The organism is Pseudomonas sp. FW305-3-2-15-E-TSA4, from assembly GCF_058787295.1.
Map to the genome: position 1 here is coordinate 39,771 of NZ_JBYSZP010000014.1, position 24,427 is coordinate 64,197.

Genomic DNA, 24,427 nt, shown 5'->3' on the forward strand with positions numbered 1-24,427 from the left:
CTCAGCGTACCGAGCGCAGGGAGCTGTTGACCCTTGGCAGCACGCGGCCCATGACTTCGGCGATGTAGCTGAGGAACAGCGTGCCGACCGAACTCTTGTAGTGCTGTGGATCGCGGCTGGCGATTGCCAGAATGCCGTGGATGCCTTGATGGCTGACCGCGACTACCGCGGTGGAGCCGATCTGCTTGCGCTGTTCTTCGCCGAACAGGAAGTCCAGCTCATGTTCTCGCAGAGTGCCGCTGACGCTCTTGCCTTCGGTGAGCAGACCGCCGATCGCGGTTTGCGCGTCGGCATGAGTCACCCAGCGGCCAACCGGTGCCGGGTTGTCGCCGAGCAGGATCAGGCTGACAAAGGGCACCTGAAAGTCCTGGCGCAGGCTGTCTTCGACGCTGATCACCACGTCTTCCAGACTGGCCGCGTCCATCAGCGACAGAATCAGGCGACGGGTCTTGTCGAACAGCCGGTCGTTGTCGCGGGCGACGTCCATCAACTGCGAGAGGCGATGACGCATCTCGATGTTGCGGTCGCGCAGGATGCTCATCTGCCGCTCGACCAGCGAAACGGTGTCACCGCGCTGGTGGGGAATGCGCATGGCAGGCAGCAGTTCTTCGTGCTCGACGAAGAAGTCCGGATGAGCCTCCAGGTATGCGGCAACCGCTGCCGCCTCCAGGCTCTCGGACGCGGATTCGTCGGACTGTCGGGCGGGTACCTGAGGCTTATCGGTCATGGCTTCTGCTCACTCAAAGACGCACTTGTCCTTCGTATACACGCACTGCCGGGCCGGTCATCAGCACTGGATGGCCAGGGCCTGCCCATTCAATGGACAGACGCCCGCCGGGCAGGTCGATCAACAGCGGCGAATCCATCCACCCCTGGCTGATGGCCGCAACTGCAGCGGCACAAGCGCCGGTGCCGCAGGCCTGGGTTTCCCCGGCCCCGCGTTCCCAGACGCGCAACTGCGCGCGGTTGCGGTCGATGACCTGGATGAAACCGACGTTGACCCGCGCCGGGAAGCGCGGATGGTGTTCGATTTTCGGCCCCAGTTCATGCACCGGTGCATTGTTGATGTCCTGTACGCGCAGCACCGCATGGGGGTTGCCCATTGACACAGCGGCCAGTTCGACCGTGGTGCCGTCGACTTCCAGCTGATAGCTGCGGGCCTGCGCCGGTGCGTCGAACGGAATATCCGCCGGCACCAGACGCGGCGCGCCCATGTTCACCCCGATCTGGCCGTCGTTACGCACGTCCAGCTCGATGATGCCGCCCTTGGTCTCGACGCGAATCTGCCGCTTGGCCGTCAGACGTTTGTCGAGCACGAAGCGCGCGAAGCAGCGCGCACCGTTGCCACACTGTTCCACTTCCGAGCCATCGGAGTTGAAGATCCGGTAACGGAAATCCACGTCCGGGTTGCTCGGCGCTTCGACGATCAGCAACTGGTCGAAACCGATACCGGTGTGCCGGTCGCCCCATTGCTTGGCGTGCTTGGGCTGAATATGCGCGTGCTGGCTGACCAGGTCGAGAACCATGAAGTCATTGCCCAGGCCGTGCATTTTGGTAAAACGCAGCAGCATGGGTTACTCCGGCAGCTGGCTTTCGCCGGCAAACAGCTCGGCCACGGTTTCGCGGCGGCGCACTTCAAAAACCTGATCACCGTCTACCAACACTTCAGCGGCACGGCCACGGGTGTTGTAGTTGGAACTCATCACGAAGCCGTAGGCACCGGCCGAATGCACGGCCAGCAGGTCGCCTTCTTCCAGCGCGAGCTCACGATCCTTGGCGAGGAAATCGCCGGTTTCGCAGATCGGGCCGACGATGTCGTATTTGCGCGCAGCGGAGTCACGCGGTTTGACCGCGGTGACGTCCATCCAGGCCTGATACAGCGCCGGGCGAATCAGGTCGTTCATCGCCGCGTCGACGATGGCGAAATCCTTGTGTTCGGTGTGCTTGAGGTACTCGACCTGGGTCAGCAGCACGCCGGCGTTGGCGACGATGAAGCGGCCCGGTTCGAACACCAGCGCCAGGTCACGACCGTTCAAACGCTCGCGCACAGCCTTGATGTAGTCGCCGGCCAGTGGCGGCTCTTCATCGCGATACCGCACGCCCAGGCCACCACCGAGATCGATGTGGCGCAGGTGGATGCCGCAATCGCCGAGGCGGTCGACCAGATCCAGCAAGCGATCGAGGGCATCGAGGAACGGCGGCAAAGTGGTCAGTTGCGAGCCGATGTGGCAGTCGACACCGATCACTTCCAGGTTCGGCAGGTGCGCGGCACGCACGTACACGTCTTCGGCGTCGGCAATGGCGATGCCGAACTTGTTCTCTTTGAGACCGGTGGAAATGTACGGGTGGGTGCCGGCATCGACGTCCGGGTTCACGCGCAGCGAGACCGGGGCGCGAACACCCAGCTCGGCAGCCACGACTTGCAGGCGCTCGAGTTCGTCGGTGGATTCGACGTTGAAGCAGTGCACGCCGACTTCCAGCGCGCGACGCATGTCGTCACGGGTCTTGCCGACGCCGGAGAACACGATCTTGTCGGCGCTGCCGCCAGCGGCGAGTACACGTTCCAGCTCGCCACGGGAAACGATGTCGAAACCGGCGCCGAGACGGGCCAGGACATTCAGAACCCCGAGGTTGGAGTTGGCCTTGACTGCGTAGCAGACCAGGTGCGGCATGCCGGCCAGCGCGTCGGCGTAGGCCAGATACTGGGCTTCGATGTGCGCACGCGAGTAGACGTAGGTGGGCGTGCCGAAGCGGTCGGCGATGGCGGACAGCGCCACACCTTCCGCGAACAGCTCCCCGCCACGGTAGTTAAAAGCGTCCATGGCGATCCCTTATTGGTAAACGTCGTGCTTGTGTGCTTTGGACGGCTGCTTTTGCGAAGACTGGGCTTGCTCGGCCGGGTCCTGATCGTCATCCGGCAGGTACAGCGGGCCTTTTTGACCACAGGCCGAAACGAGGCAGGCAACCGCGACGAGCGCAGCAAGGGAAGAGATCAGGCGCTTCATGGCGAAATCCTTGAAAATGCGTTAATTGCGCCGGAGTATACCGGCCACCCGGCAGCTTGCCTATGTGATGGCCCTCCCGTCTGGCGGGGCTAGTTATAGGCGCACCAAGCCCTGTGGGAGCGGGCTTGCTCGCGAAAGCGGTGGTTCTGCAGGCAGAATTGCTGGATGTACCGGCCTCTTCGCGAGCAAGCCCGCTCCCACCGGTACAGTGTTTACAGTGCTATTGATGTGCTTGGTCGTTAATCTTTGCAATCGGCCGGCAGCGTCCGTATCTTGCGGCGCTTGAGCCTGATCAGACATTTTTTGAGGTTGCCACAATGAGTTTGTCCGAAGCGCGTTTCCACGATCTGGTCGATGAAACCCAGGAAAAACTGGAGGACATCTTTGACGAAAGCGACCTGGATATCGACCTGGAAAGCTCGGCCGGTGTACTGACTGTGAAGTTTGAAAACGGCACGCAGCTGATTTTCAGTCGTCAGGAGCCGTTGCGTCAGCTGTGGTTGGCGGCGGTGTCCGGCGGTTTCCACTTCGACTACGACGAAGAGAGCGAGCGCTGGATGTGCGACAAGAGCGAAGAGCAACTGGGCGAGATGCTCGAGCGCATCGTCAAGCAGCAAGCCGGCGTCGAATTTGACTTCGAAGGTCTGTGATTTCGTGACTGATAGCGCATCTGTTCGTCCGCCAAAGCCGCTTTACAGCAACATCAGCCCGGCCGTGCCTTCGCCGTGCAGCGGCGTGTGCCGGCTGGATGAACAGAAGGTTTGTCTCGGCTGCTTCCGCCATGTCGAGGATATTCGCGAATGGCGCTCGGCAGACGATCAACGCCGCCGGATCATCTGCCAGCAGGCTGCCGCACGAAAAGCCCTGACTTGACTCGACTTTGTGGTGAGGGGATTTATCCCCGATAGACTGCGCAGCAGTCTCAGAAGCTTGGGGCCGCTGCGCGACCCATCGGGGATAAATCCCCTCGCCACAGGTGTTCTTGCCATATCAAAAGTGGGTGACTTGTATATTTTTTGAGCTGTGATAGTGTCCGAACACGCCTCAACCCATCGAGGCATGGTGAAAACCCCGTCTTTTTTGGCGGGGTTTTGCTTTTTTTGTGTGCAGAAGAAAGGAGTCTGCCCGGATCATGACCGCACCTTCCATCACTCTTACCCGTCTGGACGTGCAACGTCTGGAGCGCTTGATCGACAACCTGAATGAGAAAGACCAGGCTGCGCCGGGCGTGATCGCGCTGCAAACCGAACTGGACCGCGCCGATACACTGGTCGGCCACGATGAAGTGCCCGCTGATGTCGTGACGATGAATTCCCGTGTGCACTGCCGCGAAGAGGGCAGTGGCAAGGACTATCACCTGACATTGGTCTATCCCAAGGACGCTAACGCCGACGAAGGCAAGATCTCGATCCTCGCGCCGGTCGGCAGCGCGCTGCTGGGCCTGAAGGTCGGTCAGCACATCGACTGGCCGGCTCCGGGTGGCAAGACCCTGAAACTGACGTTGCTGGAAGTTGAATCGCAGCCTGCCAACGGCGGTGAATTCCGCGAGTGATCCCGCCTCAGACCTGTTCGAGCGCCTCGTTCAGGGCGCGCTCCAGGTCGGCCTTGTAGCGCAGATACAAATTGCTTGAACTCTGACCATCACCGAGCAGGCCCGAGAGGTCCAGGTCGGTGATGTAGCAGCGATAGCGCTCGGTCTCGCGGCGCTGCTCGACGATCTCCCGGGCGACCACGTGGAACAGCTGGTCGCCATATTCCAGCTCGCTGAATTCCCGTTGATTGCAATACAAGGTGACCTGCACCTCGCCCGGTGCGGCTTTGCCGACGATCGCCTGCACGTCGTAGAACGGTTTGTTGACCGGTGTCTGCGGCACCGGTCGTGGTTCGACCCGGCGCGCCCGCCCGGGGCCGGAAGGCAATAGCTGGTAATACAAGGTGTCGAGGCCGACCGCCTGGCTGCCATCCATCGGCAACAGCGCTTCGCGTCGGTACTGGATCGATTGCAGGAAGCGCTGCAGCGGTACCAGCAGGCTCTGTTCATCGTGATACGGCAGATGCTGTTGCCACAGCGCGTTGAACTCATCCAGCACGTACAGCTCGGCCTGTTGTTCGCTGATCCGGTAGAACACCTGAATCGATTCCGGCTGACCCATCGGCAGGATCAACGCGAGGTCGTGATCCTCCAGCGCCATCGGGTCCAGGTGCAGCGGGCTGTAGCGCGGCTGTTCTTCGCCCAGATAATCGAGCAGCGCCGGCAGTGTGGCGAGTGCGACATGGTTGACCTGGCCCGGCACCAGCTCCAGCACGTGATAGTGCTGTTGCACCTGAATCAGGTAGCGGTGATTGAGCTCGCTGAGCAGCAGGGTCTGCGCGGTGTCGATGACTTCTTCCACGCGCCGGGCAATGAACTGCGCGCGGTTGTGGCAGAAGCAGCGCACCTTCAATGACGGCTGCTGCGGGCCGCGCGGCAGATTGTTGAGGTAGTCGCGCAGGCAATCGAGCAGCGCGTGGGGGCCGTCGAAACGGTTGACCAGCACTTCATTCCAGCTGTTGAGCGTGACCTGATCGAGGGTCAGCACAAGGTTTTCGCGCACCCCGGCGTAACTCAGTGAGTCGGTGCGCTCGGTGGTCATCAGGATATTCAGGTCGCGGTGATGCTTGAGCGGATCGATACCGACGTTGACCAGCATCAGCACTTCGCTCGGCACCGCAGCGCGCAGCAGTCGTTCTTCGGCAACGGTCGGCAGGGGCAGGGCGATGCACTGCTGCAGGCTGCCGAGCAGGTTGAACAGCTCGAACTCGCTCATATCGCTAGTGCCGGGGTGCAGCGCCAGTCGGGTGCTGCTGTCGATCACACCGTTGCGGTGGCACCAGGTCAGCAGTTCGAGCAACTCGCGGCTGCGCTTGATCGGCGCGAAGTGCTCCCACTCCAGCGCGTTCAGGCTACCGTTGTACAAACCCCACTGGGTTTGCCCGGGCTCTTTTTTGTTCGGCGATTGCACCAGCGTCAGGGTGTCTTCGGCCAGATCCGGGGCGATGCCGGGATTGATGAATTCGACCTTGTCGGCCTTGCGCTCGAATGCGGCGTACAAGCGACGACCGAGCACGTTCAGGTCGCGCTTGTTGATCAGGCTGACGGTCTGTTCGCTGCGGGCGAACTGGGTCAGGAAGCGGTAGCTGTAATTCAGCTCATTGACCAGGGCGCGGCGTTCGGCGCTGACCTGGCGGACTTTCCACTGGCTGCGGCTGTCGAGCAAGGCTAGTTGCCGCTGATCCCAATGCCATTCGTGCGCCAGGCGCTCCAGCAGCGAACGCTGCCAGCTTTGGGTGCGGCTGTTGCCGGTGAGCTTGCGGTTGACCTTGAGGTACAGCGCGCGCCGCACCAGCTCCAGACGCTCCGGCTCGTTGCGGGCGCAGAGGTATTCCTCGATGCGTCGGTACACCACCATGTACGGATCCAGCTCATCCAGATCCAGCTGATTGGCGAACACGGCCTGCTTGTAGCGCAGGCTCAGGCACTGCACTTGCGGGTGTTCGCTGGCGTAGACCTCGGTCAGCAACAGCTTGAGCACCGACTTGTAGGGCGATTCGATGCCCTTGAACAATTGCCACAGGCCGGCACCGATGAACTCGCCCGGCGGAATTGTCGCCAGATGCCCGAGATCAAGCGTCTCGTCGGCGCGAATGAAACGCTTGGACAGCAGAGTGTGGGTGTACAGGTCGTAAGCGGTTTCTTCGTAGACCGGCACCAGCCACCAGATCGGTGTGCGCCCGGCCAGCCAGATCGCGGTGCGATAAAACTCGTCCAGCAACAGATAGTGCTGAGTGCTGCCGCAGTTTTCGGAGCTGAGCTGGGTGTCGCGTTCGCCTTTGACGAAGCGTACCGGGTCGATCAGAAAGAAGTGCGCCTCGGCGCCTTGGGTCGCGGCCCAGGCTTCGAGGAGCTGGCATTTTTTGCGCAGCTCGGCGAGTTCGTTGTCGCTCAGGTCCGGTGCGTGGCAAACCCACACGTCCATGTCGCTCTGATCGGCCTGGGCCAGGGTGCCGAGGCTGCCCATCAGAAACAGTCCGTGAATCGGCCGAGGCGGGTTGCTGCCATGGCGCGGCTTGTAGGAGAACGAGCGGGTCAGGCGCTGCGCTTCGGTGAGGGCGCTGGCGTCCGGTTCATAGTTGGACAGCCCGGCTGGGGTGCTGCCGGAAACATAGCCCGGCAACAGCGGGTGATTGACGTGGAAGAACAGTGGCAGCAGGGTCAGCACGCCTTGCTGGCGGGTCGAAAGACCTTCTAACGCCCGGCCAAGGCGACCTTCATTGAGTTTGAGAAAGCGCGCACGCAACTGGCTGAGCACCTTGCGGTCGATGCCTTCGTCCAGATCGGGGCGGATTTCATGGGTGCGCGTCATGTCAGCTCAAACCGGCTCGCAGGCTCGGACGAAGAGGGTCTCGGAATGGGAGGCAGTTTAGCCTTTGAGCAGCGGGACTTTTAAGCTGAATTTGTTTTTTGACGTCAGATTTTTAGCGGTGAGCGATCAAGCGGGCCCGCGGAAATCCCGTGGCAGGAGTTCCCGTGGGCGAAGACGGGAAAAATCAGGCGGTTTCCTGTTCTCTCAGAATGGTCAGCACGGTTTGCACATTTTGCGCGGCATCACGACCCAGGCTGGTCAGATACCCGCCATCGGGCTGGTCGGTGAGGTCTTTCTCGAAGAGGCGTTTGGCGGCGGCGATATGCTTCGGGGCAGCGGTCTGATGAATTTTCAAACCTTCCTGGGAACTGTCCAGGGGAAAGAGTGCGAGGACTTCCAGTTCGGCAACCAGCTCAGGGGTAAGCGACATAAGGACTCCAGACTTTCTAGGAATTGGACGACAGCGCCCCTAAGGTGAACCCGCTTTTGCGGCATGTCCAGTGCTCAAATCAGGGATTTTGTCTTGAGGCGGATTCCAGTGTAGTAGGGGCCGGAGAGATGGCTGGATGGATACGTTACAAACCTTGTGGGAGCGGGCTTGCTCGCGAAGGCGTCGGGTCAGTCGCCCTGTTCGTGATTGATCCACCGCCTTCGCGAGCAAGCCCGCTCCCACAGGGGAAATGTGCAGTTACTGCTTTTCCGGTGGCAACTCTGGCAACGCACGCAGTGCGGTTTCATACCACTCGGTATCGAACGCGCGGTCTTCATCGAGCATCGCGTCAATCTCATAGGCCAGCACGTGCGCCATCAGGTTGAGAATCTCTTCACGCTCGACTCCCACCAGCGTCAGCTTGTTGAAGGTCGCTTTGGCCGCTGGCGGGTTGTCGCTTTCGATCTGGTTCTCGATGGCTTCGATCAACGTCGCCTCGGTGAACTCTTCTTCGTCGTTGTCGATGTCTGTCGGCTCGCTCATGGCAGGCTCCTCAAGGAAAGGCGCCAGTTTACCCGCATTCAGCGGCGTGATGCTGCTGGCAGGATCGAGCCCGGCGATCTATAAACAGTGCCTGCCCACCCCGCACGGCCTGGAGGCTATGTGATGTTCAAGCTCTACGGATTCGCTGTCAGCAACTACTACAACATGGTCAAGCTGGCGCTGCTGGAAAAGGGCCTGGCGTTCGAAGAAGTCACCTTCTACCCGACGCCGACGCCTGAATCATTGGCGATCAGTCCACGCGGCAAAGTGCCAGTGCTGGGCGTCGAGGCGGGGCTCATCAACGAAACCGCGATCATCCTCGAATACCTCGAGCAGACCCAGAAAGGCACGCCGCTGCTGCCGAGCGATCCATTCGAGCGGGCGCAGGTGCTGGCGATCGCCAAGGAAATCGAGTTGTACATCGAGCTGCCGGGCCGCGCCTGTTATGGCGAAGCGTTCTTCGGCTCGCCGGTGCCGGAGGCGATCAAGGAGAAAACCAAAGCCGAGCTGCTGCTGGGTTTCGCGGCACTGGGCCGCCACGGCAAATTCGCCCCGTACGTGGCGGGCGACAGCCTGAGCATCGCGGATTTGTATTTCCTGTACAGCGTGCCGCTGGCGTGTGCGGTCGGGCAGAAACTGTTCGGGATCGATTTGCTGGCAGAGATGCCGAAAGCCAAGGCGCTGCTGGAGCGGCTTGAGCAGAATCCGCACGTGCAGAAGATTGCAGCGGACAAAGAGGCGGCGATGCCGGCGTTTTTGGCGATGATCGCTGCCAAGAAGTAAGTTTTTTGGCGTTCTGAAGGACGCATTCGCGAGCAAGTCCGCTCCCACTGGGGATTTCGTTGGTCACAATGTTGTGTTCAACATCAATCCAAATGTGGGAGCGGGCTTGCTCGCGAAGCTTTTGACCTTTAGCGGCTGGCGATGAGGGCCTGACCGCGAGCCACGGCGGCCTTGACCTGCGCCGGCGCAGTGCCGCCGATATGGTCACGGGCATTCACCGAGCCTTCCAGGGTCAGCACGGCGAACACGTCCTGCTCGATCTGGTCGCTGAACTGACGCAGTTCTTCCAGGCTCATCTCGGCCAGATCCTTGCCGGTATCCACGCCGTACTTCACCGCGTGACCGACGATTTCGTGGCAGTCACGGAACGGCAGGCCACGGCGTACCAGGTAGTCCGCCAGGTCGGTCGCGGTGGAGAAACCACGCAGCGCCGCTTCACGCATGATCGCGTGTTTCGGTTTGATCGCCGGGATCATGTCGGCAAACGCCCGCAGCGAATCGCGCAGGGTGTCGGCGGCGTCGAACAGCGGCTCTTTGTCTTCCTGGTTGTCCTTGTTGTAGGCCAGAGGCTGGCCTTTCATCAGGGTCAGCAGGCCCATCAGGGCGCCGAACACGCGGCCGGTCTTGCCGCGAACCAGTTCCGGCACGTCCGGGTTTTTCTTTTGCGGCATGATCGAGCTGCCGGTGCAGAAGCGATCAGGCAGATCGATGAACTGGAACTGCGCGCTGGTCCACAGCACCAGCTCTTCGGAAAAACGCGACAGGTGCATCATCGCGATGCTGGCGGCCGAGCAGAATTCGATGGCGAAGTCGCGATCGGAAACGTTGTCCAGCGAGTTGCCGCCCACGGCGTCGAAGCCCAGCAGTTGCGCGGTGTATTCGCGATCGATCGGGTAGGTGGTGCCGGCCAGCGCGGCGCTGCCCAGTGGCATGCGGTTGGTGCGCTTGCGGCAGTCGACCAGACGCTCGTAGTCGCGGCTGAGCATTTCGAACCACGCCAGCATGTGGTGGCCGAAGGTCACTGGCTGAGCAGTTTGCAGGTGAGTGAAGCCGGGCATGATGCTGGCGGCTTCGCGCTCGGCCTGCTCCAGCAGACCTTTTTGCAAGCGGGTGATTTCGGCCAGGATCAGGTCGATCTCGTCACGCAGCCACAGACGGATGTCGGTGGCGACCTGATCGTTGCGGCTGCGCCCGGTGTGCAGTTTCTTGCCGGTGATGCCGATGCGATCGGTCAGGCGTGCTTCGATGTTCATGTGCACGTCTTCAAGGTCGACGCGCCAGTCGAACTGGCCGGCTTCGATTTCGCCCTGAATGGTCTTCAGGCCGTCGATGATGCTGTCGCGCTCGGCATCGGTCAGCACGCCGACCTTGGCCAGCATGGTGGCGTGGGCGATCGAGCCCATGATGTCGTGGCGATACAGGCGCTGGTCGAAGGTGACGGAGGCGGTGAAGCGGGCGACGAAGGCGTCGACGGGTTCACTGAAGCGGCCGCCCCAGGACTGATTGGTCTTGTCAGTGCTCATGAATTCGCTCGTATCGGCTTGAAGAAAGAAGGCGTGAAACGCTGGCGCGAATAATAACAGGGTTGCCAATCCTGTCGCTGACACCGGTCGATACGTTTTTTTCTCATCTGCTCATTCATAGTCGGCGCCGTCTGTGGGGGATTTGCGCAAGGATATTTTTCGATTGAGCAATATCGGCCCGGCAAGCGTCTACAGTTGGACATAAGGGTCGGCGCGACTGCGGATCGCACAAAGGTCCGGACGCCGACTATAAGAAGAGGGGTGGGTGGTTTTGTCCTTTGGCATACCCCGTGAAAAACGCAGGAAACAGCGGGCTTTGAGCAGTACGACCCGGACACTGGCAAATATTGCTGGCCGACGTACGGCACTTTTTGGCGCTCGGGCTAGTCTTAGCGTGGATCGCGGTGACGGACGTCACTTCACCTGTCTACGCTATCCTTGTGCGAGACTCACGCAGGAATCCAGCGCAATATGAATGTCCTGATCGTTGATGACGAACCACTGGCTCGCGAGCGCCTAAGCCGAATGGTAAGCGAGCTCGAGGGTTATACAGTCCTGGAGCCCAGCGCCACGAATGGCGAAGAGGCGTTGGCGCTGATCGACAGCCACAAGCCGGATATCGTGCTGCTCGATATCCGCATGCCGGGCCTTGATGGCCTGCAGGTCGCTGCCCGTCTGTGCGAACGCGAAACGCCGCCGGCTGTGGTGTTTTGCACCGGCCCCGATGAATTTGCCGTGGAAGCCCTGCAGGCCAGCGCCGTGGGCTATGTGGTGAAACCCGTGCGAACCGAACATCTGCATGACGCCCTGAAACGGGCTGAACGTCCCAACCGGACGCAACTCTCGGCCCTGACCCGTCCCGCCGCCGAAAGCGGTAACGGCCCGCGCAGTCATATCAGCGCCCGCACCCGCAAAGGCATCGAGCTGATCCCGCTGGATCAGGTGGTCTATTTCATTGCCGATCACAAATACGTGACTTTGCGCCATGAGAGCGGCGAGGTGCTGCTGGACGAGCCGCTTAAGGCCCTCGAAGACGAATTCGGCGAGCGTTTCGTGCGCATCCACCGCAACGCGCTGGTCGCCCGCGACCGCATCGAGCGTCTGCAACGCACACCGCTGGGGCATTTCCAGCTGTTCCTCAAAGGCCTCAATGGTGATGCGCTGATTGTCAGCCGCCGGCATGTGGCCGGTGTGCGCAAGATGATGCAGGGCCTCTGACCCGGCCTTCGCGCACGGTTGCACTTTCTTCTGCCGGGCATTGCAGGCCAGGGAGGCCACGCCGTTTCTGATTCAAGTCAAAGTGGATTTGGCTGAGCTGTTATTATCCGCCGTATCTATTCAGTACGGATTGATCCATGTCCTCTCGCGAAATCCGCATCGCCACCCGTAAAAGTGCGCTGGCCCTCTGGCAGGCCGAATACGTCAAAGCCCGTCTGGAGGCGGCCCACCCGGGTCTGCTGGTGACACTGGTGCCCATGGTCAGTCGCGGCGACAAGCTGCTCGACTCGCCGCTGTCGAAAATCGGCGGCAAGGGCCTGTTCGTCAAGGAGCTGGAAACCGCGCTGCTGGAAAACGAAGCCGACATCGCCGTGCATTCGATGAAAGACGTGCCGATGGACTTCCCCGAAGGCCTTGGCCTGTTCTGTATCTGCGAACGCGAAGACCCGCGCGATGCTTTCGTTTCCAATACCTACGCCAGCCTCGATGCGCTGCCTGCCGGCGCCATCGTCGGCACCTCCAGCCTGCGGCGTCAGGCGCAACTGCTGACCCGTCGTCCTGATCTGGAAATCCGCTTCCTGCGCGGTAACGTCAACACTCGTCTGGCCAAGCTCGATGCCGGCGAGTACGACGCGATCATCCTCGCGGCGGCCGGCCTGATCCGCCTCGGTTTCGAAGAGCGCATCACTTCTGCGATCAGCGTCGACGACAGTCTGCCGGCCGGTGGCCAAGGCGCTGTCGGCATCGAATGCCGCAGTGCCGACACGCAAATCCACGCCTTGCTCGCACCGTTGCATCACGCCGATACCGCTTCGCGCGTGACCGCTGAACGTGCCCTCAACAAACACTTGAATGGCGGCTGCCAGGTGCCGATCGCCTGCTACGCCGTGCTCGAAGGTGAACAGCTATGGTTGCGTGGTCTGGTGGGCGAGCCGAGCGGTGGCAAGCTGCTCAGCGCCGAAGCGCGTGCGCCGCGTGCCAATGCCGAAGCGTTGGGCGTGCAGGTCGCTGAAGCGTTGCTCAGTCAGGGTGCCGACGACATTCTCAAAGCGGTGTATGGCGAGGCAGGTCACGAGTGACTGGCTGGCGCCTACTGCTGACGCGCCCTGCAGATGACTGCGCGGCGCTGGCCGCGGTGTTGGCCGGGCAGGGGATTTTCAGCAGTTGCCTGCCGCTTCTGGACATAGCGCCGCTGCCGGTCTCTGACAAGATACGTCAGGTGCTGGCGCAGCTGCCGGGTTGCAGCGCGGTCATCGTGGTCAGCAAGCCGGCGGCGCGGATTGCGCTTGATCTGCTGGACGCTCATGGGCTTCAGTCGCTGTCGATGCCGTGGTTCAGCGTCGGTGCAGCGACCGCGCAGATTCTTCGCGATCATGGTCTCGACGTACACTTTCCCGCCGACGGCGATGACAGTGAAGCCCTGCTGCAATTGCCGCGTCTGCGCGAGGCGGTCACAGGGCCCGGCGCGCAGGTGCTGATCCTGCGTGGCGAGGGTGGTCGCGAGCTGCTCGCCGAGCGCCTGCGCGCGCTTGGTGCTAGTGTCGAGTATCTGGAGTTGTATCGGCGTGACCTGCCGGCCTACCCGCCGCAAGAGCTGCCCCGGCGCATCGCAGCGGAACGCTTGAACGGGCTGGTGGTCAGCAGTGGACAGGGTTTCGAGCACTTGCGCCAGATGGCCGGCGATGCCTGGCCGTCAATTGCGCAGTTGCCGTTGTTTGTGCCAAGCCCAAGGGTCGCCGAGCTGGCACGTGCCGCCGGGGCCCGAACAGTTGTGGATTGCCGCGGCGCGAGTGCCGCGGCTTTGCTGACGGCGTTACGGGAGCATCCCGTGCCCGTTCTCTAATGCAAAGGATGGATACGTGAGCGAAACAGCCTTGCCTAAAGATGATGTCCAGCCTGTGATCGATGCCCAGGTTGAAACTCCACCGCCGGCCAAAGAGCCGCGCCGGGGCAACGGACTGGCCATTGTCGCCCTGTTGCTCGGCGCTGCCGGCGTGGCGATCGGTGGCTGGGGTGTCTGGCAGGTGCGTCACCTGCAGAGCAACACCGCACAACAGTCAGGCCAGGTGCAGGCACTGAACGATCAGGCGCAGAGCCTCAAGCTCAACGAACAGCGCCTGACCGAGCGCCTCGCGCAATTGCCCGGTGCCGATGAACTCGCCGAACGTCAGCGTCTGGTGACGCAACTGCAGGGGGATCAGCAGCGTCTCAACCAGCGTCTGGAAACCGTCCTCGGTGCCAGCCGCAAGGACTGGCGTCTGGCCGAGGCCGAGCATCTGCTGCGTCTGGCCAGCCTGCGTCTGTCGGCCTTGCAGGACATCAGCAGCGCCCAGGCGCTGGTGCAGGGTGCCGACGAAATTCTGCGTGAGCAGAACGATCCCGGCTCGTTCGCCGCCCGCGAGCAAGTGGCGAAAACCCTCGTCGCGCTGCGCAGCACCGAGCAGCCGGATCGCACCGGTCTGTTCCTGCGCATTGGTGCCTTGCGTGATCAGGTCATCGAACTGACCGAGCTGGCGCCTGAGTACAAGGATCGCGGCGAATCGCTGCTGGGCCTGACCGCTGACGGCGATGGCGCCAGTCGCTGGGCGCAGTGGTGGGATCAGGTGTCGCGTTACATCCGCATCGATTTCAATGCCGACAAGAACGTGAAGCCACTGCTGGCCGGGCAAAGTCTGAGCCAGGTGCGCCTTGCCCTGAGTCTCGCGCTGGAGCAAGCGCAATGGGCGGCGCTCAATGGCCAGGCACCGGTCTACACCCAGGCACTGACCGAAGCGCGGGATGTGCTCACGGGCAATTTCAACCCGGACAATCCGCAGAGCAAAATCATGCTCGAACAGGTTGTCGAGTTGAGCAAGCAACCGGTCACGGTCAAGACGCCGGACCTGACCGGCACGCTGAGTGCGGTGCAGGCTTATCTGGAGCGACGTAACGTCAACGCTGAGGAGTCGGTCAAACCGTTCGCCAAACCTGCCGCCAACACCGCGCAGGAGGCCACGCCATGAAACGCCTGTATGTGATCGTGTTTCTGGTGATCGCGGCGACGGCGGCACTGGGCCTGGCGATTGCCGAGCACTCCGGGTACGTGTTGATTGCCTACAAGAGCTTCCGCTACGAGGCCAGTCTGTGGGCCACGCTGGGCCTGATCGCGGTGTTGTGGCTGCTGATCTGGGGGATCAAGGCCTTGGTCGAGCTGGTCATGGCCTCCAGTGGCGTGGTCAATCCGTGGTCGCGCCGCAACCGCAGCCGGCGGGTGCAGGTGGCCATCGAACACGGGCAGCTGGATCTGGCCGAAGGTCGCTGGGCCAGCGCGCAACGTCATCTGTCTCGCGCAGCCGAGGCCGAGCGCCAGCCGCTGTTGTATTACCTCGGCGCGGCACGCGCGGCCAACGAACAAGGCAAGTACGAAGAGTGTGATCAGTTGCTTGAACGTGCGCTGGAGCGCCAGCCGCAGGCCGAATTGGCGATTGCCTTGAGTCATGCGCAGTTGCAGACCGATCGTGGTGATACCGACGGCGCCCTGGTGACCCTACAGGCGATGCACGAGCGACATCCGCATAACGTGCAGACCTTGCGACAGTTGCAGCGTCTGCATCAGCAGCGCGGCGACTGGTCGGCGGTGATTCGCCTGTTGCCGGAACTGCGCAAGGACAAGGTGCTGCCGCCGGCCGAACTGGCTGAACTGGAACGTCGTGCCTGGGGCAACAACCTGTCTCTGGCAGCGCATCGGGACGAGGACGGCAAGGTCGGTCTGCAGTCACTCACCCGTGCCTGGGAGCAGTTGACTTCCGCACAGCGTCAGGAGCCGGCGCTGGTGCTGGCATACGCCGAGCAATTGCGTCAGTTGGGTGCTCAGGTCGAAGCTGAAGAAATCCTGCGCAGTGCCCTCAAGCGCAAGTACGACAGCCATCTCGCGCGTCTGTATGGCTTGGTGCGCGGCAGCGATCCGGCGCGCCAGTTGCAGACCGCCGAAGGTTGGCTCAAGGAACATCCTGCTGACCCGAGCCTGTTGCTGACCCTCGGTCGTCTCTGTCTGCAAGCCAGCTTGTGGGGCAAGGCACGGGATTACCTGGAAAGCAGTCTGCGAGTGCAGCGTAACCCTGAAGCCTGCGCCGAGCTGGCACGTCTGCTTGCGCAACTGGGTGACACCGAGCGCAGTAACCAGCTGTTCCAGGAGGGTCTCGGATTGCTGGATGAGCGTCTGCTGGCTGCGCCGTTGCCGGTGCCGGTTCACGCCTGATATCGCGAGGGAGCATGCTCCCTCGTTAACGTTCAGTGAGCGAAAAATTACTTGTGGCGGGCGTCCTGGGCAAAGTCCTACAACGGACTACACCTATTCCTCTCGCACCTGTCGGGTTTTCCCTACACTTCTGGTGAACTGTCGCCAAGGCCCCGCCTTGAAAGGCTGACAAGCTTTCCTCTACCGTAACTGCCTGTCTCCACTGTTACGGAAAAGCCATGTCGTTGGCCTGTTCACGCTCCTTGTTTTTCACGGCTTTCACTGCAGGGGCCATGGCCCTGGGAGCTTCCTATTATCTCGAGTATGCGGTCGGGCTGACGCCCTGCAGCCTGTGCCTGGCGCAAAGGTTTTTCATGGCGTTGCTGACGTTCTGTTGCGGGTTGGCGGCGGTCCACGGCCCACGGCGTGTCGGCCTGTCGCTGTACTGGGTCGCCGCGCTTGGCCTGAGCCTGGGCGGGACGACGGCGGCCTGGCGGCAGGTGTTGTTGCAGAGTGACCCGCTGATGCAGATGACGCGTTGCGCGCCTGATGCCGAAGCGTTGTTCAGCAACCTGCCGTGGTTGTGTGCAACGTTGCGGATGTTTAGGGGCGGTGTAGATTGCGCAGAAATCTCCTGGACGCTGTTCGATTTGAGCATCCCGGAATGGAGCCTGCTGTTCTTTGTGGCGATGTCGATCCTGGCGGTCTATCAATTGCTGCGGCTGGTCTGGAGCGCTCTGCAGCGACCGCTCAGCGGCGAAGCGTCGCACCGCACGCTGGTCAGGGATTAAACACTTGTATGAACTTTATCTCCTGCGTACCTTGAAGCCATAGGCGTGCGGGCATAATCTGGCCCGCACGTGTCATTGGATTTATGTTGCTCGATGACGCTCTGCCCGGTCGGCCCCCAAGCGATAACAGCCAGAAGAGGGGCGCGGGTGTAGAGCAGCATGACCCACAAGGGAAGAGAGATCGCCATGCTCGAAAGTTGTCAGAATGCTCAGGAACGCTGGGGTGGAGTTCATCTGCTGATCGACCGCTGGTTGCAGGAGCGTGAAGATCTGATCGGTGCCTACGACAAGTTGGGTGACAAACCACAGGCTCTGTCCGAGAACCGTAAACCCTTGCTGGAATTCTGCGGCGTGCTGGTCGATTACGTGTCGGCCGGGCACTTCGAGATCTACGAACAGCTGACCGGTGAAGCCAAGGCCTTCAACGACAAGCGCGGCCTCGAACTCGCCGAAACCCTCTATCCGCGCATCGACGTCATCACCGAAAAACTCCTCGCCTTCAACGACCTTTGTGATGAGGGGAAATGCGTCGCCGAGAAGTTCAAGGAGCTCGGTGGCCTGCTGCACGAACGCTTCGAACTGGAAGACTGCCTGATTGAAGTGCTGCACACGGCACACAAGCAGGAAGATCCGGTTCAGGCTTGATTCGTTTCTCGCCGACATGAAAAAAACGCGGTGCGCCGAAAGCGCACCGCGTTTTTTCATGCCTGCGCGTCGGCTGCGCTCAGCTCGTTGCGCCGCGCAACTCGACTTCAAATACCAGCGGTGTAAACGGCGCAATCAGATCGCCCGCACCGTCAGCGCCGTAGGCCTGATCCGATGGAATCACCAGTCGCCACTTGGCACCCACCGGCATGTTCTGCAGCGCGGAACGCCAGCCGGCTATCACGCTGTCGAGGCTGAACCATTGCGGCTGAGTGTTCTGGTCGAACACCGTGCCATCCGGCAGCCGACCGACATACAGCACCTGGACTTTTCCATCGGGGCCGGCCTTGGCACCGGTGCCCGGTGTCAGCTCGGTCAGCAGGATGCCGTCAGCCAGTTGCTTCACGCCCGGTTTGGCTTTTTCGGCGGTGAGAAAACGTTGTTCGTTTTCCATCGCGGCGTCGCTCGACGGCAGCGATGAGTGCTCGGCGTTTTGCGATTCATGATCGGCGAGGATCTGCTCGATCCGTGCTTTGCTCAGTGCCAATGGCTTGCCTTGATAGGCCTGCTGCAAACCATCGACCAGTGCCTGAATCTGCAGTTGCGGCACCTCTTGGCGCAGCCGCTCACCGAGGCTGGCGCCGAGGCTGTAGGCCAGATCGTGAGCGTCGTTCGCGGTGGTTTTTTCGTCGGCGTGTGCCGCTGAAAAAATCATGCAGAGGGATAAAAAAAGGTAGCGCGACATGAGCTCTCTCCGTCCTGAATTGCGGTGGATTATGCCAGCGCGAAGGTCTGCAACGGTGAACTGCTTTTGTCTTTGTGCAGAACATTTTCGCTTCGTTGCAACGCAACGGTTTCGTTACTGTCAAGATGACCTAGCGGCGGTAACTGCAGAGGTCTAGTATGAGCCGCACTCACGTCAGCCAGGAGGTAAACCATGTCGGCCACCAAGAAGCCTGTAAACACTCCGTTGCACTTACTCCAACAACTCTCGGGCAGCCTGCTCGAGCATTTGGAAAACGCTTGCTCCCAAGCCTTGGCTGATGCTGAAAAACTGCTCGCCAAACTGGAAAAGCAACGCGGCAAGGCGCAAGAAAAACTGCACAAGTCCCGCACCAAATTGCAGGACGCCGCTGCTGCCGGTAAAGCCAAGGCACAGAACAAGGCCAAGGCTGCCGTCAAAGAACTTGAAGACCTGCTCGATGCGTTGAAGGATCGTCAGTCCGACACTCGCGGCTACATTCTGCAACTCAAGCGCGATGCCCAGGAAAGCCTGAAACTGGCCCAGGGTGTCGGCCGGGTGCAAGAGGCCGCCGGCAAGGCGCTGTCCTCCCGCGCCGCCAAACCAGCAGCAGCGCCTGCGAAAAAAGCGGCAGCCAAACCTGCTGCGGCGAAAGCCCCGGCGAAAACTGCTGCGGCCAAACCAGCGGCAAAACCTGCAGCCAAGGCACCGGCTAAAACCGCCGCCAAACCTGCTGCCAAAACCGCAGTGAAAAAACCGGCTGCGGCGAGCGCTGCGAAACCGGCCGCACGTACTGCCGCTGCCAAACCTGCTGCGGCAAAACCGGCTGCCAAGCCAGCAGCAAAACCTGCTGCGCGCAAAGTCGCTCCGGCAAAAACCGCTGCTGCTAAACCAGCTGCCAAAGTAGCGGTAAAACCGGCTGCCAAACCTGCCGCGAAAACCGCTGCGGCAAAACCGGCAGTCAAGACTGCGGCCAAACCGGTCGCGGCAAAACCTGCTGCCAAGGTTGCTGCCAAACCAGCGGCCAAGCCTGCCGCTAAAACCGCTGCCAAACCTGCAGCAGCAAAACCTGCGACCGCTGCAGCCAAGCCTGCCGCCAAACCAGTAGCCGCAAAGCCAGCCGCTAAACCAGCCGCCAAGCCAGCTGCCAAACCTGCCGCGAAAAAACCGGCCGTTGCCAAACCAGCTGCCGCCAAGCCGGCGACTGCACCTGCCGCCAAGCCAGCCGCTCCGGCGCCGGCCGCCGCCGCGCCTGCTCCAGCCGCTTCCACCTCGACCACCACGACTGCGCCAACGCCAGCCGCCGCGTCGAGCGCCAGCAGCAACCCGACCAGCGCTTCCTAAGTGCCGGTTGCCGCGACGCGCAGCACTTGCAGCGCGTCGCGGTTCGGGCTGGCGGCCGATCCCGTCAGACTCTCCAGCCACTCCCCCGACGCTGATGCGTCATCGCGCGGCCAATCCTGCGCAACCTGTTCCAGTTGCCACAGCAGATGCCGTTCGGCTTCCAGCTCCAATGCTTTCATTTGTTCTCGCAGACCCTTGAGTACCGGATCTTCCTCGGCCAGGGTTTTCCATTGAGTGCGCAATGCACGCAGTGGCTGCACCACCTCCGCATCCCAAGGCCCCACCAGCGTTTTCAACTGCTCCAGGCGTTGTTCGTCGCAGGCCGCGCCACGTTGTTCCAACCACAGACCGCACAGCAGCAGGCAGACATTGGCCCCCGCCGCTTGCAGTTGCAGGCAGGCAGGTTCCACGCCCGGTCGGGCGTAGATGGCAAGGGAAAAGCTCCACAGGTCAGAGGACATCGTGCTACTCGCGCCAGTTGTGAGCGAAGCTGGTAGACTCCGCCGCCATTATGATCCGACTTCAGAACCTGACTTTACAGCGTGGCCCGCAACGTCTGCTAGAAGACGCCGAGCTGACCCTGCACGCCGGCCACAAAGCCGGCCTCATCGGTGCCAACGGCGCCGGCAAATCCAGCCTGTTTGCCTTGCTGCGCGGCGAGTTGCACCCGGACTCGGGCGATTGCCTGCTGCCGGCCGACTGGCGAATCGCGCACATGCGCCAGGAGGTCGACACCCTCGAACGCCTGGCGGTCGACTATGTGCTCGATGGCGACCTGCGTCTACGTGAGGTGCAACGTGACCTCGCCGTCGCCGAAGCGGCCCACGATGGTACGGCTCTGGCCCGCCTGCACGCCGAGCTCGACAGCGCCGACGGTTATACCGCCGATGCGCGGGCACGCAAGTTGCTGGCCGGCCTCGGCTTCACCAACGAGCAGATGGACCGTCAGGTAGGAGATTTCTCCGGTGGCTGGCGGATGCGTCTGAACCTGGCGCAGGCCTTGATGTGTCCGTCGGACCTGTTGCTGCTCGACGAACCGACCAACCACCTGGATCTCGACGCGATCATCTGGCTCGAAGAGTGGCTGAAAAGCTACCCGGGCACCCTGCTGCTGATTTCCCACGACCGCGACTTCCTCGATGAAGTGGTCGATCACGTGGCCCATGTCGATCAGCGCAAACTGACCCTGTACCGTGGCGGCTACACTGCGTTCGAACGTGCCCGTGCCGAACGTCTGGCCCAGCAGCAACAGGCCTACGAGAAGCAGCAGGCGCAACGTGCGCACATGGAAAGCTACATCGCCCGCTTCAAGGCCCAGGCCACCAAGGCCCGTCAGGCGCAGAGCCGGATCAAGGCCCTGGAGCGCATGGAAGAGCTGTCGGCGGCCCACGTCGATTCGCCGTTCGACTTCGTGTTCCGCGAGTCGACCAAGATCTCCAGTCCACTGATCGACCTGTCCGATGCGCGCCTGGGTTACGGCGACAAAACCATCCTGGAGAAGGTCAAGCTGCAACTGACCCCGGGTGCGCGGATCGGTCTGCTCGGGCCGAACGGTGCCGGTAAATCGACCCTGATCAAGAACCTCGCCGGCGAGCTTGAACCGCTGGCCGGGCGCCTGACCCGTGGCGAAAACACCGTGGTTGGCTATTTCGCCCAGCATCAGCTCGACTCGCTGGATGCCAAGGCCAGCCCGCTGCTGCACTTGCAGCGTCTGGCGCCGACCGAACGCGAGCAGACCCTGCGCGACTTCCTCGGCGGTTTCGATTTCCGTGGCGCACGCATTGACGAGCCAGTGCTGAATTTCTCCGGTGGCGAGAAAGCGCGTCTGGCGCTGGCATTGATCGCCTGGGAACGGCCGAACCTGTTGCTGCTCGACGAACCGACCAACCACCTCGATCTGGAAATGCGCCTGGCGCTGACCATGGCGCTGCAGGAATTCAGCGGCGCGGTATTGGTGGTGTCTCACGATCGGCACTTGCTCAAGAGCACCACCGACAACTTCTACCTGGTCGCGGACGGCAAGGTAGAAGAGTTCGATGGCGACCTCGAAGACTACGCGCGCTGGCTGGTGGAATACCGTCAACGCAATGCGCCGGTCAGCAACACCCCGGTGAACCCGGACAAGACCGACAAAAAGGCCCAGCGCCAGGCCGCTGCTGCATTGCGTCAGCAACTGGCACCGCACAAGCGTGAAGCCGACAAGCTCGAAGCCGAACTGGGCAAGCTCCACGAAAAACTCGCCAAGGTCGATGCCAGCCTCGGCGACAGCGACATCTACGAGCCGGCGCGCAAGAACGAGTTGCGTGATCTGCTGGCAGAGCAGGCCAAGCTGAAAGTGCGCGAAGCCGAGCTGGAAGAAGCGTGGATGGAGGCACTCGAAACCCTGGAAAGCATGCAGGCGGAGCTGGAGGCGCTGTCCTGATGGAAGCGTTCAAGCTGCCGCTGCCGGCGGTGTGGGTCGAACCGATCTGGCTCGGCGTGCAGATTCTGCTGATCCTGCTGGCCGGCTACTTCGCTCAACGTGTCGTCGCTCGATTCCTCACCCGCCTGGGCGAGCGCTATCCGTTTCCGCCGCAGTTGCTGATGCCCCTGCGTGGCGTATTGCGCTGGCTGATCATGGGCAGCGCGGTGATTTTTGTGCTGGAGCGCCTCGGCGTATCGGCCACGGTGTTGTGGACGGCGCTGTCGGGTTTCGTCGCGGTGGCGGCGGTGGCGTTCTTCGCCATGTGGAGTGTGCTGTCGAACCTGCTTTGCGCGATCCTGATCTTCACCGTCGGCCCGTTCCGCCTCGGCGATGTGGTCGAGCTGGTGGACACCACCGACAAGCCGGGTGTCAAAGGCCGGGTGGTGGCGATCAATCTGCTCTACACCACGTTGATCGAAGCAGAGGAACTGGGGACTGGCAGCGCCATGGTGCAAGTGCCGAACAGCCTGTTCTTCCAGCGTTCGGTGCGGCGCTGGCGCGGGAGTGATGTGTTTCCTTCGAGCGGTTTCGAGAAGTAGTCTTCGGGCGTCTGATCTGACGCCCTCGCGAGCAAGCCCGCTCCCAGATTGGATCTGTGATCGACACAAATCCAACGTGGGAGCTGGCTTGCTCGCGAAGAGGCCCTCAGCCGCGCCCGAACCCTCCAGCAAAAATCGGTAGTCATCCGCGCCAAAGCGCATTAGCTTTGACGTCTGTCACGATTCAGAGTCGAGGTGTGCGATGGAGCTTCAAACATGGCTGGCATTCTTTGCCGCCTGCTGGGTGATCAGTCTGTCCCCGGGTGCTGGCGCCATTGCGTCGATGTCCAGCGGTCTGCAATACGGTTTCTGGCGCGGTTACTGGAACGCCCTCGGCCTGCAGATCGGCCTGGCGGTGCAGATTGCGATTGTCGGCGCCGGTGTCGGCGCGATCCTGACCGCCTCGGCCACCGCATTCCACGCGATCAAATGGTTCGGTGTGGCCTATCTGGTCTATCTGGCGATCAAGCAATGGCGTGCGCTGCCCATGGACATGAGCGATGACGCGGCGGTACGGCCGATCGGCAAACCTCTGGCGCTGGTGTTTCGCGGCTTCCTGGTCAACATCAGCAACCCCAAGGCACTGGTGTTCATGCTGGCGGTGCTGCCGCAGTTCATCAATCCTCACGCACCGTTGCTGATTCAGTATGTGGTGATCGGTGCGACCATGATCTGCGTGGATCTGATTGTCATGGCCGGCTACACCGGGCTGGCGTCGAAGGTGCTGCGCCTGTTGCGTACACCGCAGCAGCAGAAACGCATGAACCGCACGTTTGCCGGGCTGTTCATTGGCGCGGCGGCATTCATGGCGACGTTGCGAAAAGCGGCGGTGTAAAACCTGCCGGCACAAAAAAGGCGACCTCTTGAGGTCGCCTTTTTATTCCTGCTGATTTCTCCAGTGAACGCCGTTGTAGCGAGGGGATTCATCCCCGATGGGGCGCGAAGCGGCCCCGCTCTTGACCTGACAAGAAGGGGCCTGCTGCGCAGTCCATCGGGGATGAATCCCCTCACCACAGAGTTATTCACTCAGCCGGTCAGTGCAAAATCACCGGCGCGGTATCACGCGGCAGATTGTTGCGCTGCTGCGCCTCACGCGGCTGCTCGTAACCGCCGCCACCGAGCTGCATGCTCAGTTGCCCGGCCACATCCTCACCCAGCGCTTTCGACACTTCACGTACCACCCGTGGGCGGTTCAGCGAGATCTTGATGTCGCGGCCGTTCACCAGTTTGGTGTCCTGCGCTTCGCCCATCGCCGTGAAGGCCGAGGTGATCTCGTAGGTCTTGGTGTTGATCAGGCTGAAATCGGCCACCAGCGTCAGGCCCAGCACCGCCGAATAGCTGTCGGTGTGCGCCAGCTCGTTCATGTCCTGGGTGAAGTCGATGTCCGACACGGTGCCGAACAGCACGTAGTCGGCACCCTTGAAGTTGCCGGCCTTGATGCGCTTGATCACATCGTAGACGTCACCCTTGGACGAGGCGGTGTACGGCGTGCCCTGCACCAGCTGGAACATCCCGGTGCGGAGGATTTCACCTTTGATGTCGCCGGTGAATTTACGCAGTTCACCCTGTTCGATGTAGCTGGTGGTCGCTTCCAGCTCGTTGTAGTTCGACGAACCACTGGAGCTGTAGTAACCCTCGCGGTAATTGTTCTGCGCCGAAACGATGTGAATGTACTGCTCCACACGCTCCTGATACGCCAGATCCGTTACCGCGACTTTCGGGGCCGCTTGCACGCTGAACGCGCAAGCCAGGGCCATCATGCCAATCCATGCGCGCATTGC

Annotated in this window: 26 protein-coding genes and 1 pseudogene; 16 read left to right on the forward strand and 11 right to left on the reverse strand. The window is 61.6% G+C overall.

The window, feature by feature from the left end; genetic code table 11:
- Position 1 precedes the first annotated feature (1 nt).
- From AC3WMV_RS19415 to lptM, 4 genes are read right to left on the reverse strand one after another with little or no spacing between them, the layout of a single operon-like run.
- Positions 2-727: a DUF484 family protein gene (locus AC3WMV_RS19415; RefSeq protein WP_097089519.1), complete on the reverse strand. Its 726-nt coding sequence runs from the start codon at positions 725-727 to the stop codon at positions 2-4.
- 13 nt (positions 728-740) lie between these two features.
- Positions 741-1,571 carry a diaminopimelate epimerase gene (dapF, locus tag AC3WMV_RS19420; protein WP_103368164.1) on the reverse strand — a complete coding sequence of 277 codons (831 nt, stop codon included), beginning with the start codon at positions 1,569-1,571 and terminating at the stop codon, positions 741-743.
- Between the two features lie 3 nt (positions 1,572-1,574).
- Positions 1,575-2,822 carry a diaminopimelate decarboxylase gene (gene lysA, locus AC3WMV_RS19425; protein WP_103368165.1) on the reverse strand — a complete coding sequence of 416 codons (1,248 nt, stop codon included), beginning with the start codon at positions 2,820-2,822 and terminating at the stop codon, positions 1,575-1,577.
- A 9-nt stretch (positions 2,823-2,831) separates the two neighbouring features.
- A complete protein-coding gene (gene lptM, locus AC3WMV_RS19430; RefSeq protein WP_007911098.1) occupies positions 2,832-3,005 on the reverse strand; it encodes an LPS translocon maturation chaperone LptM in 174 nt (57 codons plus the stop codon).
- A gap of 317 nt (positions 3,006-3,322) precedes the next feature.
- Between lptM and cyaY the strand changes: the two genes are divergently transcribed.
- The 3 genes from cyaY (at position 3,323) to rnk (ending at position 4,557) form a co-directional block, all read left to right on the forward strand.
- Positions 3,323-3,655: an iron donor protein CyaY gene (gene cyaY, locus AC3WMV_RS19435; RefSeq protein ID WP_003229398.1), complete on the forward strand. Its 333-nt coding sequence runs from the start codon at positions 3,323-3,325 to the stop codon at positions 3,653-3,655.
- Between the two features lie 4 nt (positions 3,656-3,659).
- A complete protein-coding gene (locus AC3WMV_RS19440; RefSeq protein ID WP_096796106.1) occupies positions 3,660-3,878 on the forward strand; it encodes a DUF1289 domain-containing protein in 219 nt (72 codons plus the stop codon).
- Positions 3,879-4,137: 259 nt separating this feature from the next.
- A complete protein-coding gene (gene rnk / locus AC3WMV_RS19445; protein WP_003229397.1) occupies positions 4,138-4,557 on the forward strand; it encodes a nucleoside diphosphate kinase regulator in 420 nt (139 codons plus the stop codon).
- Positions 4,558-4,564: 7 nt separating this feature from the next.
- On the opposite strand, the gene AC3WMV_RS19450 is transcribed toward rnk, so the two are convergent.
- The 3 genes from AC3WMV_RS19450 to AC3WMV_RS19460 form a co-directional block, all read right to left on the reverse strand.
- Entirely contained in the window at positions 4,565-7,408 is a 2,844-nt protein-coding gene (locus AC3WMV_RS19450) for a class I adenylate cyclase (protein WP_103368166.1), read from the reverse strand.
- 184 nt (positions 7,409-7,592) lie between these two features.
- On the reverse strand, positions 7,593-7,838 hold the full coding sequence (locus tag AC3WMV_RS19455) for a TIGR02647 family protein (protein ID WP_027610446.1): 246 nt from the start codon (positions 7,836-7,838) through the stop codon (positions 7,593-7,595).
- A 258-nt stretch (positions 7,839-8,096) separates the two neighbouring features.
- The gene (locus AC3WMV_RS19460; protein ID WP_007964529.1) at positions 8,097-8,381 is read right to left on the reverse strand and encodes a hypothetical protein; all 285 of its coding nucleotides are present in this window, start codon (positions 8,379-8,381) and stop codon (positions 8,097-8,099) included.
- A 123-nt stretch (positions 8,382-8,504) separates the two neighbouring features.
- Here AC3WMV_RS19460 and AC3WMV_RS19465 point away from each other — a divergent pair, with 123 nt between their 5' ends.
- On the forward strand, positions 8,505-9,164 hold the full coding sequence (locus AC3WMV_RS19465; protein ID WP_103368167.1) for a glutathione S-transferase family protein: 660 nt from the start codon (positions 8,505-8,507) through the stop codon (positions 9,162-9,164).
- A gap of 128 nt (positions 9,165-9,292) precedes the next feature.
- On the opposite strand, the gene argH is transcribed toward AC3WMV_RS19465, so the two are convergent.
- The gene (argH, locus tag AC3WMV_RS19470) at positions 9,293-10,687 is read right to left on the reverse strand and encodes an argininosuccinate lyase (protein ID WP_103368168.1); all 1,395 of its coding nucleotides are present in this window, start codon (positions 10,685-10,687) and stop codon (positions 9,293-9,295) included.
- A gap of 334 nt (positions 10,688-11,021) precedes the next feature.
- Here argH and AC3WMV_RS19475 point away from each other — a divergent pair.
- The 8 genes and pseudogenes from AC3WMV_RS19475 to AC3WMV_RS19510 form a co-directional block, all read left to right on the forward strand.
- Positions 11,022-11,162, forward strand: a pseudogene (locus AC3WMV_RS19475) (sensor histidine kinase); the annotation flags it as partial.
- Positions 11,159-11,905 carry a LytR/AlgR family response regulator transcription factor gene (locus tag AC3WMV_RS19480; RefSeq protein ID WP_103368169.1) on the forward strand — a complete coding sequence of 249 codons (747 nt, stop codon included), beginning with the start codon at positions 11,159-11,161 and terminating at the stop codon, positions 11,903-11,905. The pseudogene AC3WMV_RS19475 and the gene AC3WMV_RS19480, both read left to right, overlap by 4 nt.
- Positions 11,906-12,042: 137 nt before the next feature.
- Entirely contained in the window at positions 12,043-12,984 is a 942-nt protein-coding gene (hemC, locus tag AC3WMV_RS19485; protein ID WP_098966228.1) for a hydroxymethylbilane synthase, read from the forward strand.
- Positions 12,981-13,748, forward strand: coding sequence for a uroporphyrinogen-III synthase (locus AC3WMV_RS19490; protein ID WP_103368170.1), 768 nt, complete (start codon positions 12,981-12,983; stop codon positions 13,746-13,748). Before hemC ends, AC3WMV_RS19490 begins: the two co-directional genes overlap by 4 nt.
- A 16-nt stretch (positions 13,749-13,764) precedes the next feature.
- Positions 13,765-14,907 carry a uroporphyrinogen-III C-methyltransferase gene (locus AC3WMV_RS19495; protein WP_103368171.1) on the forward strand — a complete coding sequence of 381 codons (1,143 nt, stop codon included), beginning with the start codon at positions 13,765-13,767 and terminating at the stop codon, positions 14,905-14,907.
- Positions 14,904-16,142 (forward strand): heme biosynthesis protein HemY, encoded by a 1,239-nt coding sequence (locus tag AC3WMV_RS19500; RefSeq protein ID WP_103368172.1) that lies wholly within the window; start codon positions 14,904-14,906, stop codon positions 16,140-16,142. The genes AC3WMV_RS19495 and AC3WMV_RS19500 overlap by 4 nt, the downstream gene beginning before the upstream one ends.
- Positions 16,143-16,360: 218 nt before the next feature.
- Positions 16,361-16,912: a disulfide bond formation protein B gene (locus tag AC3WMV_RS19505; RefSeq protein ID WP_103368173.1), complete on the forward strand. Its 552-nt coding sequence runs from the start codon at positions 16,361-16,363 to the stop codon at positions 16,910-16,912.
- Positions 16,913-17,098: 186 nt separating this feature from the next.
- Positions 17,099-17,557, forward strand: a complete 459-nt coding sequence (locus tag AC3WMV_RS19510) for an Rsd/AlgQ family anti-sigma factor (RefSeq protein WP_007964519.1) — start codon at positions 17,099-17,101, stop codon at positions 17,555-17,557.
- A gap of 79 nt (positions 17,558-17,636) precedes the next feature.
- Here AC3WMV_RS19510 and AC3WMV_RS19515 read toward each other — a convergent pair whose 3' ends face one another.
- Positions 17,637-18,302 carry an FKBP-type peptidyl-prolyl cis-trans isomerase gene (locus tag AC3WMV_RS19515; protein ID WP_103368174.1) on the reverse strand — a complete coding sequence of 222 codons (666 nt, stop codon included), beginning with the start codon at positions 18,300-18,302 and terminating at the stop codon, positions 17,637-17,639.
- Between the two features lie 192 nt (positions 18,303-18,494).
- On the opposite strand from AC3WMV_RS19515, the gene AC3WMV_RS19520 reads away from it, so the two are divergent.
- Positions 18,495-19,643 carry an AlgP family protein gene (locus tag AC3WMV_RS19520; protein WP_103368175.1) on the forward strand — a complete coding sequence of 383 codons (1,149 nt, stop codon included), beginning with the start codon at positions 18,495-18,497 and terminating at the stop codon, positions 19,641-19,643.
- Here AC3WMV_RS19520 and AC3WMV_RS19525 read toward each other — a convergent pair.
- Positions 19,640-20,104 (reverse strand): TIGR02444 family protein, encoded by a 465-nt coding sequence (locus AC3WMV_RS19525; RefSeq protein WP_103368176.1) that lies wholly within the window; start codon positions 20,102-20,104, stop codon positions 19,640-19,642. The genes AC3WMV_RS19520 and AC3WMV_RS19525 overlap by 4 nt on opposite strands.
- Positions 20,105-20,154: 50 nt before the next feature.
- Between AC3WMV_RS19525 and AC3WMV_RS19530 the strand changes: the two genes are divergently transcribed.
- The 3 genes from AC3WMV_RS19530 (at position 20,155) to AC3WMV_RS19540 (ending at position 23,481) form a co-directional block, all read left to right on the forward strand.
- Positions 20,155-22,065, forward strand: a complete 1,911-nt coding sequence (locus tag AC3WMV_RS19530; RefSeq protein WP_027610459.1) for an ATP-binding cassette domain-containing protein — start codon at positions 20,155-20,157, stop codon at positions 22,063-22,065.
- Positions 22,065-22,646, forward strand: a complete 582-nt coding sequence (locus AC3WMV_RS19535) for a mechanosensitive ion channel family protein (RefSeq protein WP_027610460.1) — start codon at positions 22,065-22,067, stop codon at positions 22,644-22,646. The genes AC3WMV_RS19530 and AC3WMV_RS19535 overlap by 1 nt, the downstream gene beginning before the upstream one ends.
- Positions 22,647-22,848: 202 nt before the next feature.
- A complete protein-coding gene (locus AC3WMV_RS19540) occupies positions 22,849-23,481 on the forward strand; it encodes a LysE family transporter (RefSeq protein ID WP_027610461.1) in 633 nt (210 codons plus the stop codon).
- Positions 23,482-23,680: 199 nt separating this feature from the next.
- On the opposite strand, the gene AC3WMV_RS19545 is transcribed toward AC3WMV_RS19540, so the two are convergent.
- A complete protein-coding gene (locus tag AC3WMV_RS19545; RefSeq protein WP_027610462.1) occupies positions 23,681-24,424 on the reverse strand; it encodes a hypothetical protein in 744 nt (247 codons plus the stop codon).
- Between the last annotated feature and the right edge of the window lie 3 nt (positions 24,425-24,427).

Bases quoted from the DNA above. Each gene is read 5' to 3' on its own strand.
- argH (WP_103368168.1), bottom strand. From the start codon at position 10,687: ATGAGCACTGACAAGACCAATCAGTCCTGGGGCGGCCGCTTCAGTGAA.
- AC3WMV_RS19530 (WP_027610459.1), top strand. From the start codon at position 20,155: ATGATCCGACTTCAGAACCTGACTTTACAGCGTGGCCCGCAACGTCTG.
- AC3WMV_RS19520 (WP_103368175.1), top strand. From the start codon at position 18,495: ATGTCGGCCACCAAGAAGCCTGTAAACACTCCGTTGCACTTACTCCAA.
- rnk (WP_003229397.1), top strand. From the start codon at position 4,138: ATGACCGCACCTTCCATCACTCTTACCCGTCTGGACGTGCAACGTCTG.
- AC3WMV_RS19535 (WP_027610460.1), top strand. From the start codon at position 22,065: ATGGAAGCGTTCAAGCTGCCGCTGCCGGCGGTGTGGGTCGAACCGATC.
- AC3WMV_RS19510 (WP_007964519.1), top strand. From the start codon at position 17,099: ATGCTCGAAAGTTGTCAGAATGCTCAGGAACGCTGGGGTGGAGTTCAT.
- AC3WMV_RS19500 (WP_103368172.1), top strand. From the start codon at position 14,904: ATGAAACGCCTGTATGTGATCGTGTTTCTGGTGATCGCGGCGACGGCG.
- AC3WMV_RS19415 (WP_097089519.1), bottom strand. From the start codon at position 727: ATGACCGATAAGCCTCAGGTACCCGCCCGACAGTCCGACGAATCCGCG.
- AC3WMV_RS19515 (WP_103368174.1), bottom strand. From the start codon at position 18,302: ATGTCGCGCTACCTTTTTTTATCCCTCTGCATGATTTTTTCAGCGGCA.
- lptM (WP_007911098.1), bottom strand. From the start codon at position 3,005: ATGAAGCGCCTGATCTCTTCCCTTGCTGCGCTCGTCGCGGTTGCCTGC.
- AC3WMV_RS19540 (WP_027610461.1), top strand. From the start codon at position 22,849: ATGGAGCTTCAAACATGGCTGGCATTCTTTGCCGCCTGCTGGGTGATC.
- dapF (WP_103368164.1), bottom strand. From the start codon at position 1,571: ATGCTGCTGCGTTTTACCAAAATGCACGGCCTGGGCAATGACTTCATG.
- AC3WMV_RS19525 (WP_103368176.1), bottom strand. From the start codon at position 20,104: ATGTCCTCTGACCTGTGGAGCTTTTCCCTTGCCATCTACGCCCGACCG.
- AC3WMV_RS19455 (WP_027610446.1), bottom strand. From the start codon at position 7,838: ATGTCGCTTACCCCTGAGCTGGTTGCCGAACTGGAAGTCCTCGCACTC.
- AC3WMV_RS19465 (WP_103368167.1), top strand. From the start codon at position 8,505: ATGTTCAAGCTCTACGGATTCGCTGTCAGCAACTACTACAACATGGTC.
- AC3WMV_RS19480 (WP_103368169.1), top strand. From the start codon at position 11,159: ATGAATGTCCTGATCGTTGATGACGAACCACTGGCTCGCGAGCGCCTA.
- hemC (WP_098966228.1), top strand. From the start codon at position 12,043: ATGTCCTCTCGCGAAATCCGCATCGCCACCCGTAAAAGTGCGCTGGCC.
- AC3WMV_RS19505 (WP_103368173.1), top strand. From the start codon at position 16,361: ATGTCGTTGGCCTGTTCACGCTCCTTGTTTTTCACGGCTTTCACTGCA.
- AC3WMV_RS19450 (WP_103368166.1), bottom strand. From the start codon at position 7,408: ATGACGCGCACCCATGAAATCCGCCCCGATCTGGACGAAGGCATCGAC.
- lysA (WP_103368165.1), bottom strand. From the start codon at position 2,822: ATGGACGCTTTTAACTACCGTGGCGGGGAGCTGTTCGCGGAAGGTGTG.
- AC3WMV_RS19460 (WP_007964529.1), bottom strand. From the start codon at position 8,381: ATGAGCGAGCCGACAGACATCGACAACGACGAAGAAGAGTTCACCGAG.
- AC3WMV_RS19545 (WP_027610462.1), bottom strand. From the start codon at position 24,424: ATGCGCGCATGGATTGGCATGATGGCCCTGGCTTGCGCGTTCAGCGTG.
- cyaY (WP_003229398.1), top strand. From the start codon at position 3,323: ATGAGTTTGTCCGAAGCGCGTTTCCACGATCTGGTCGATGAAACCCAG.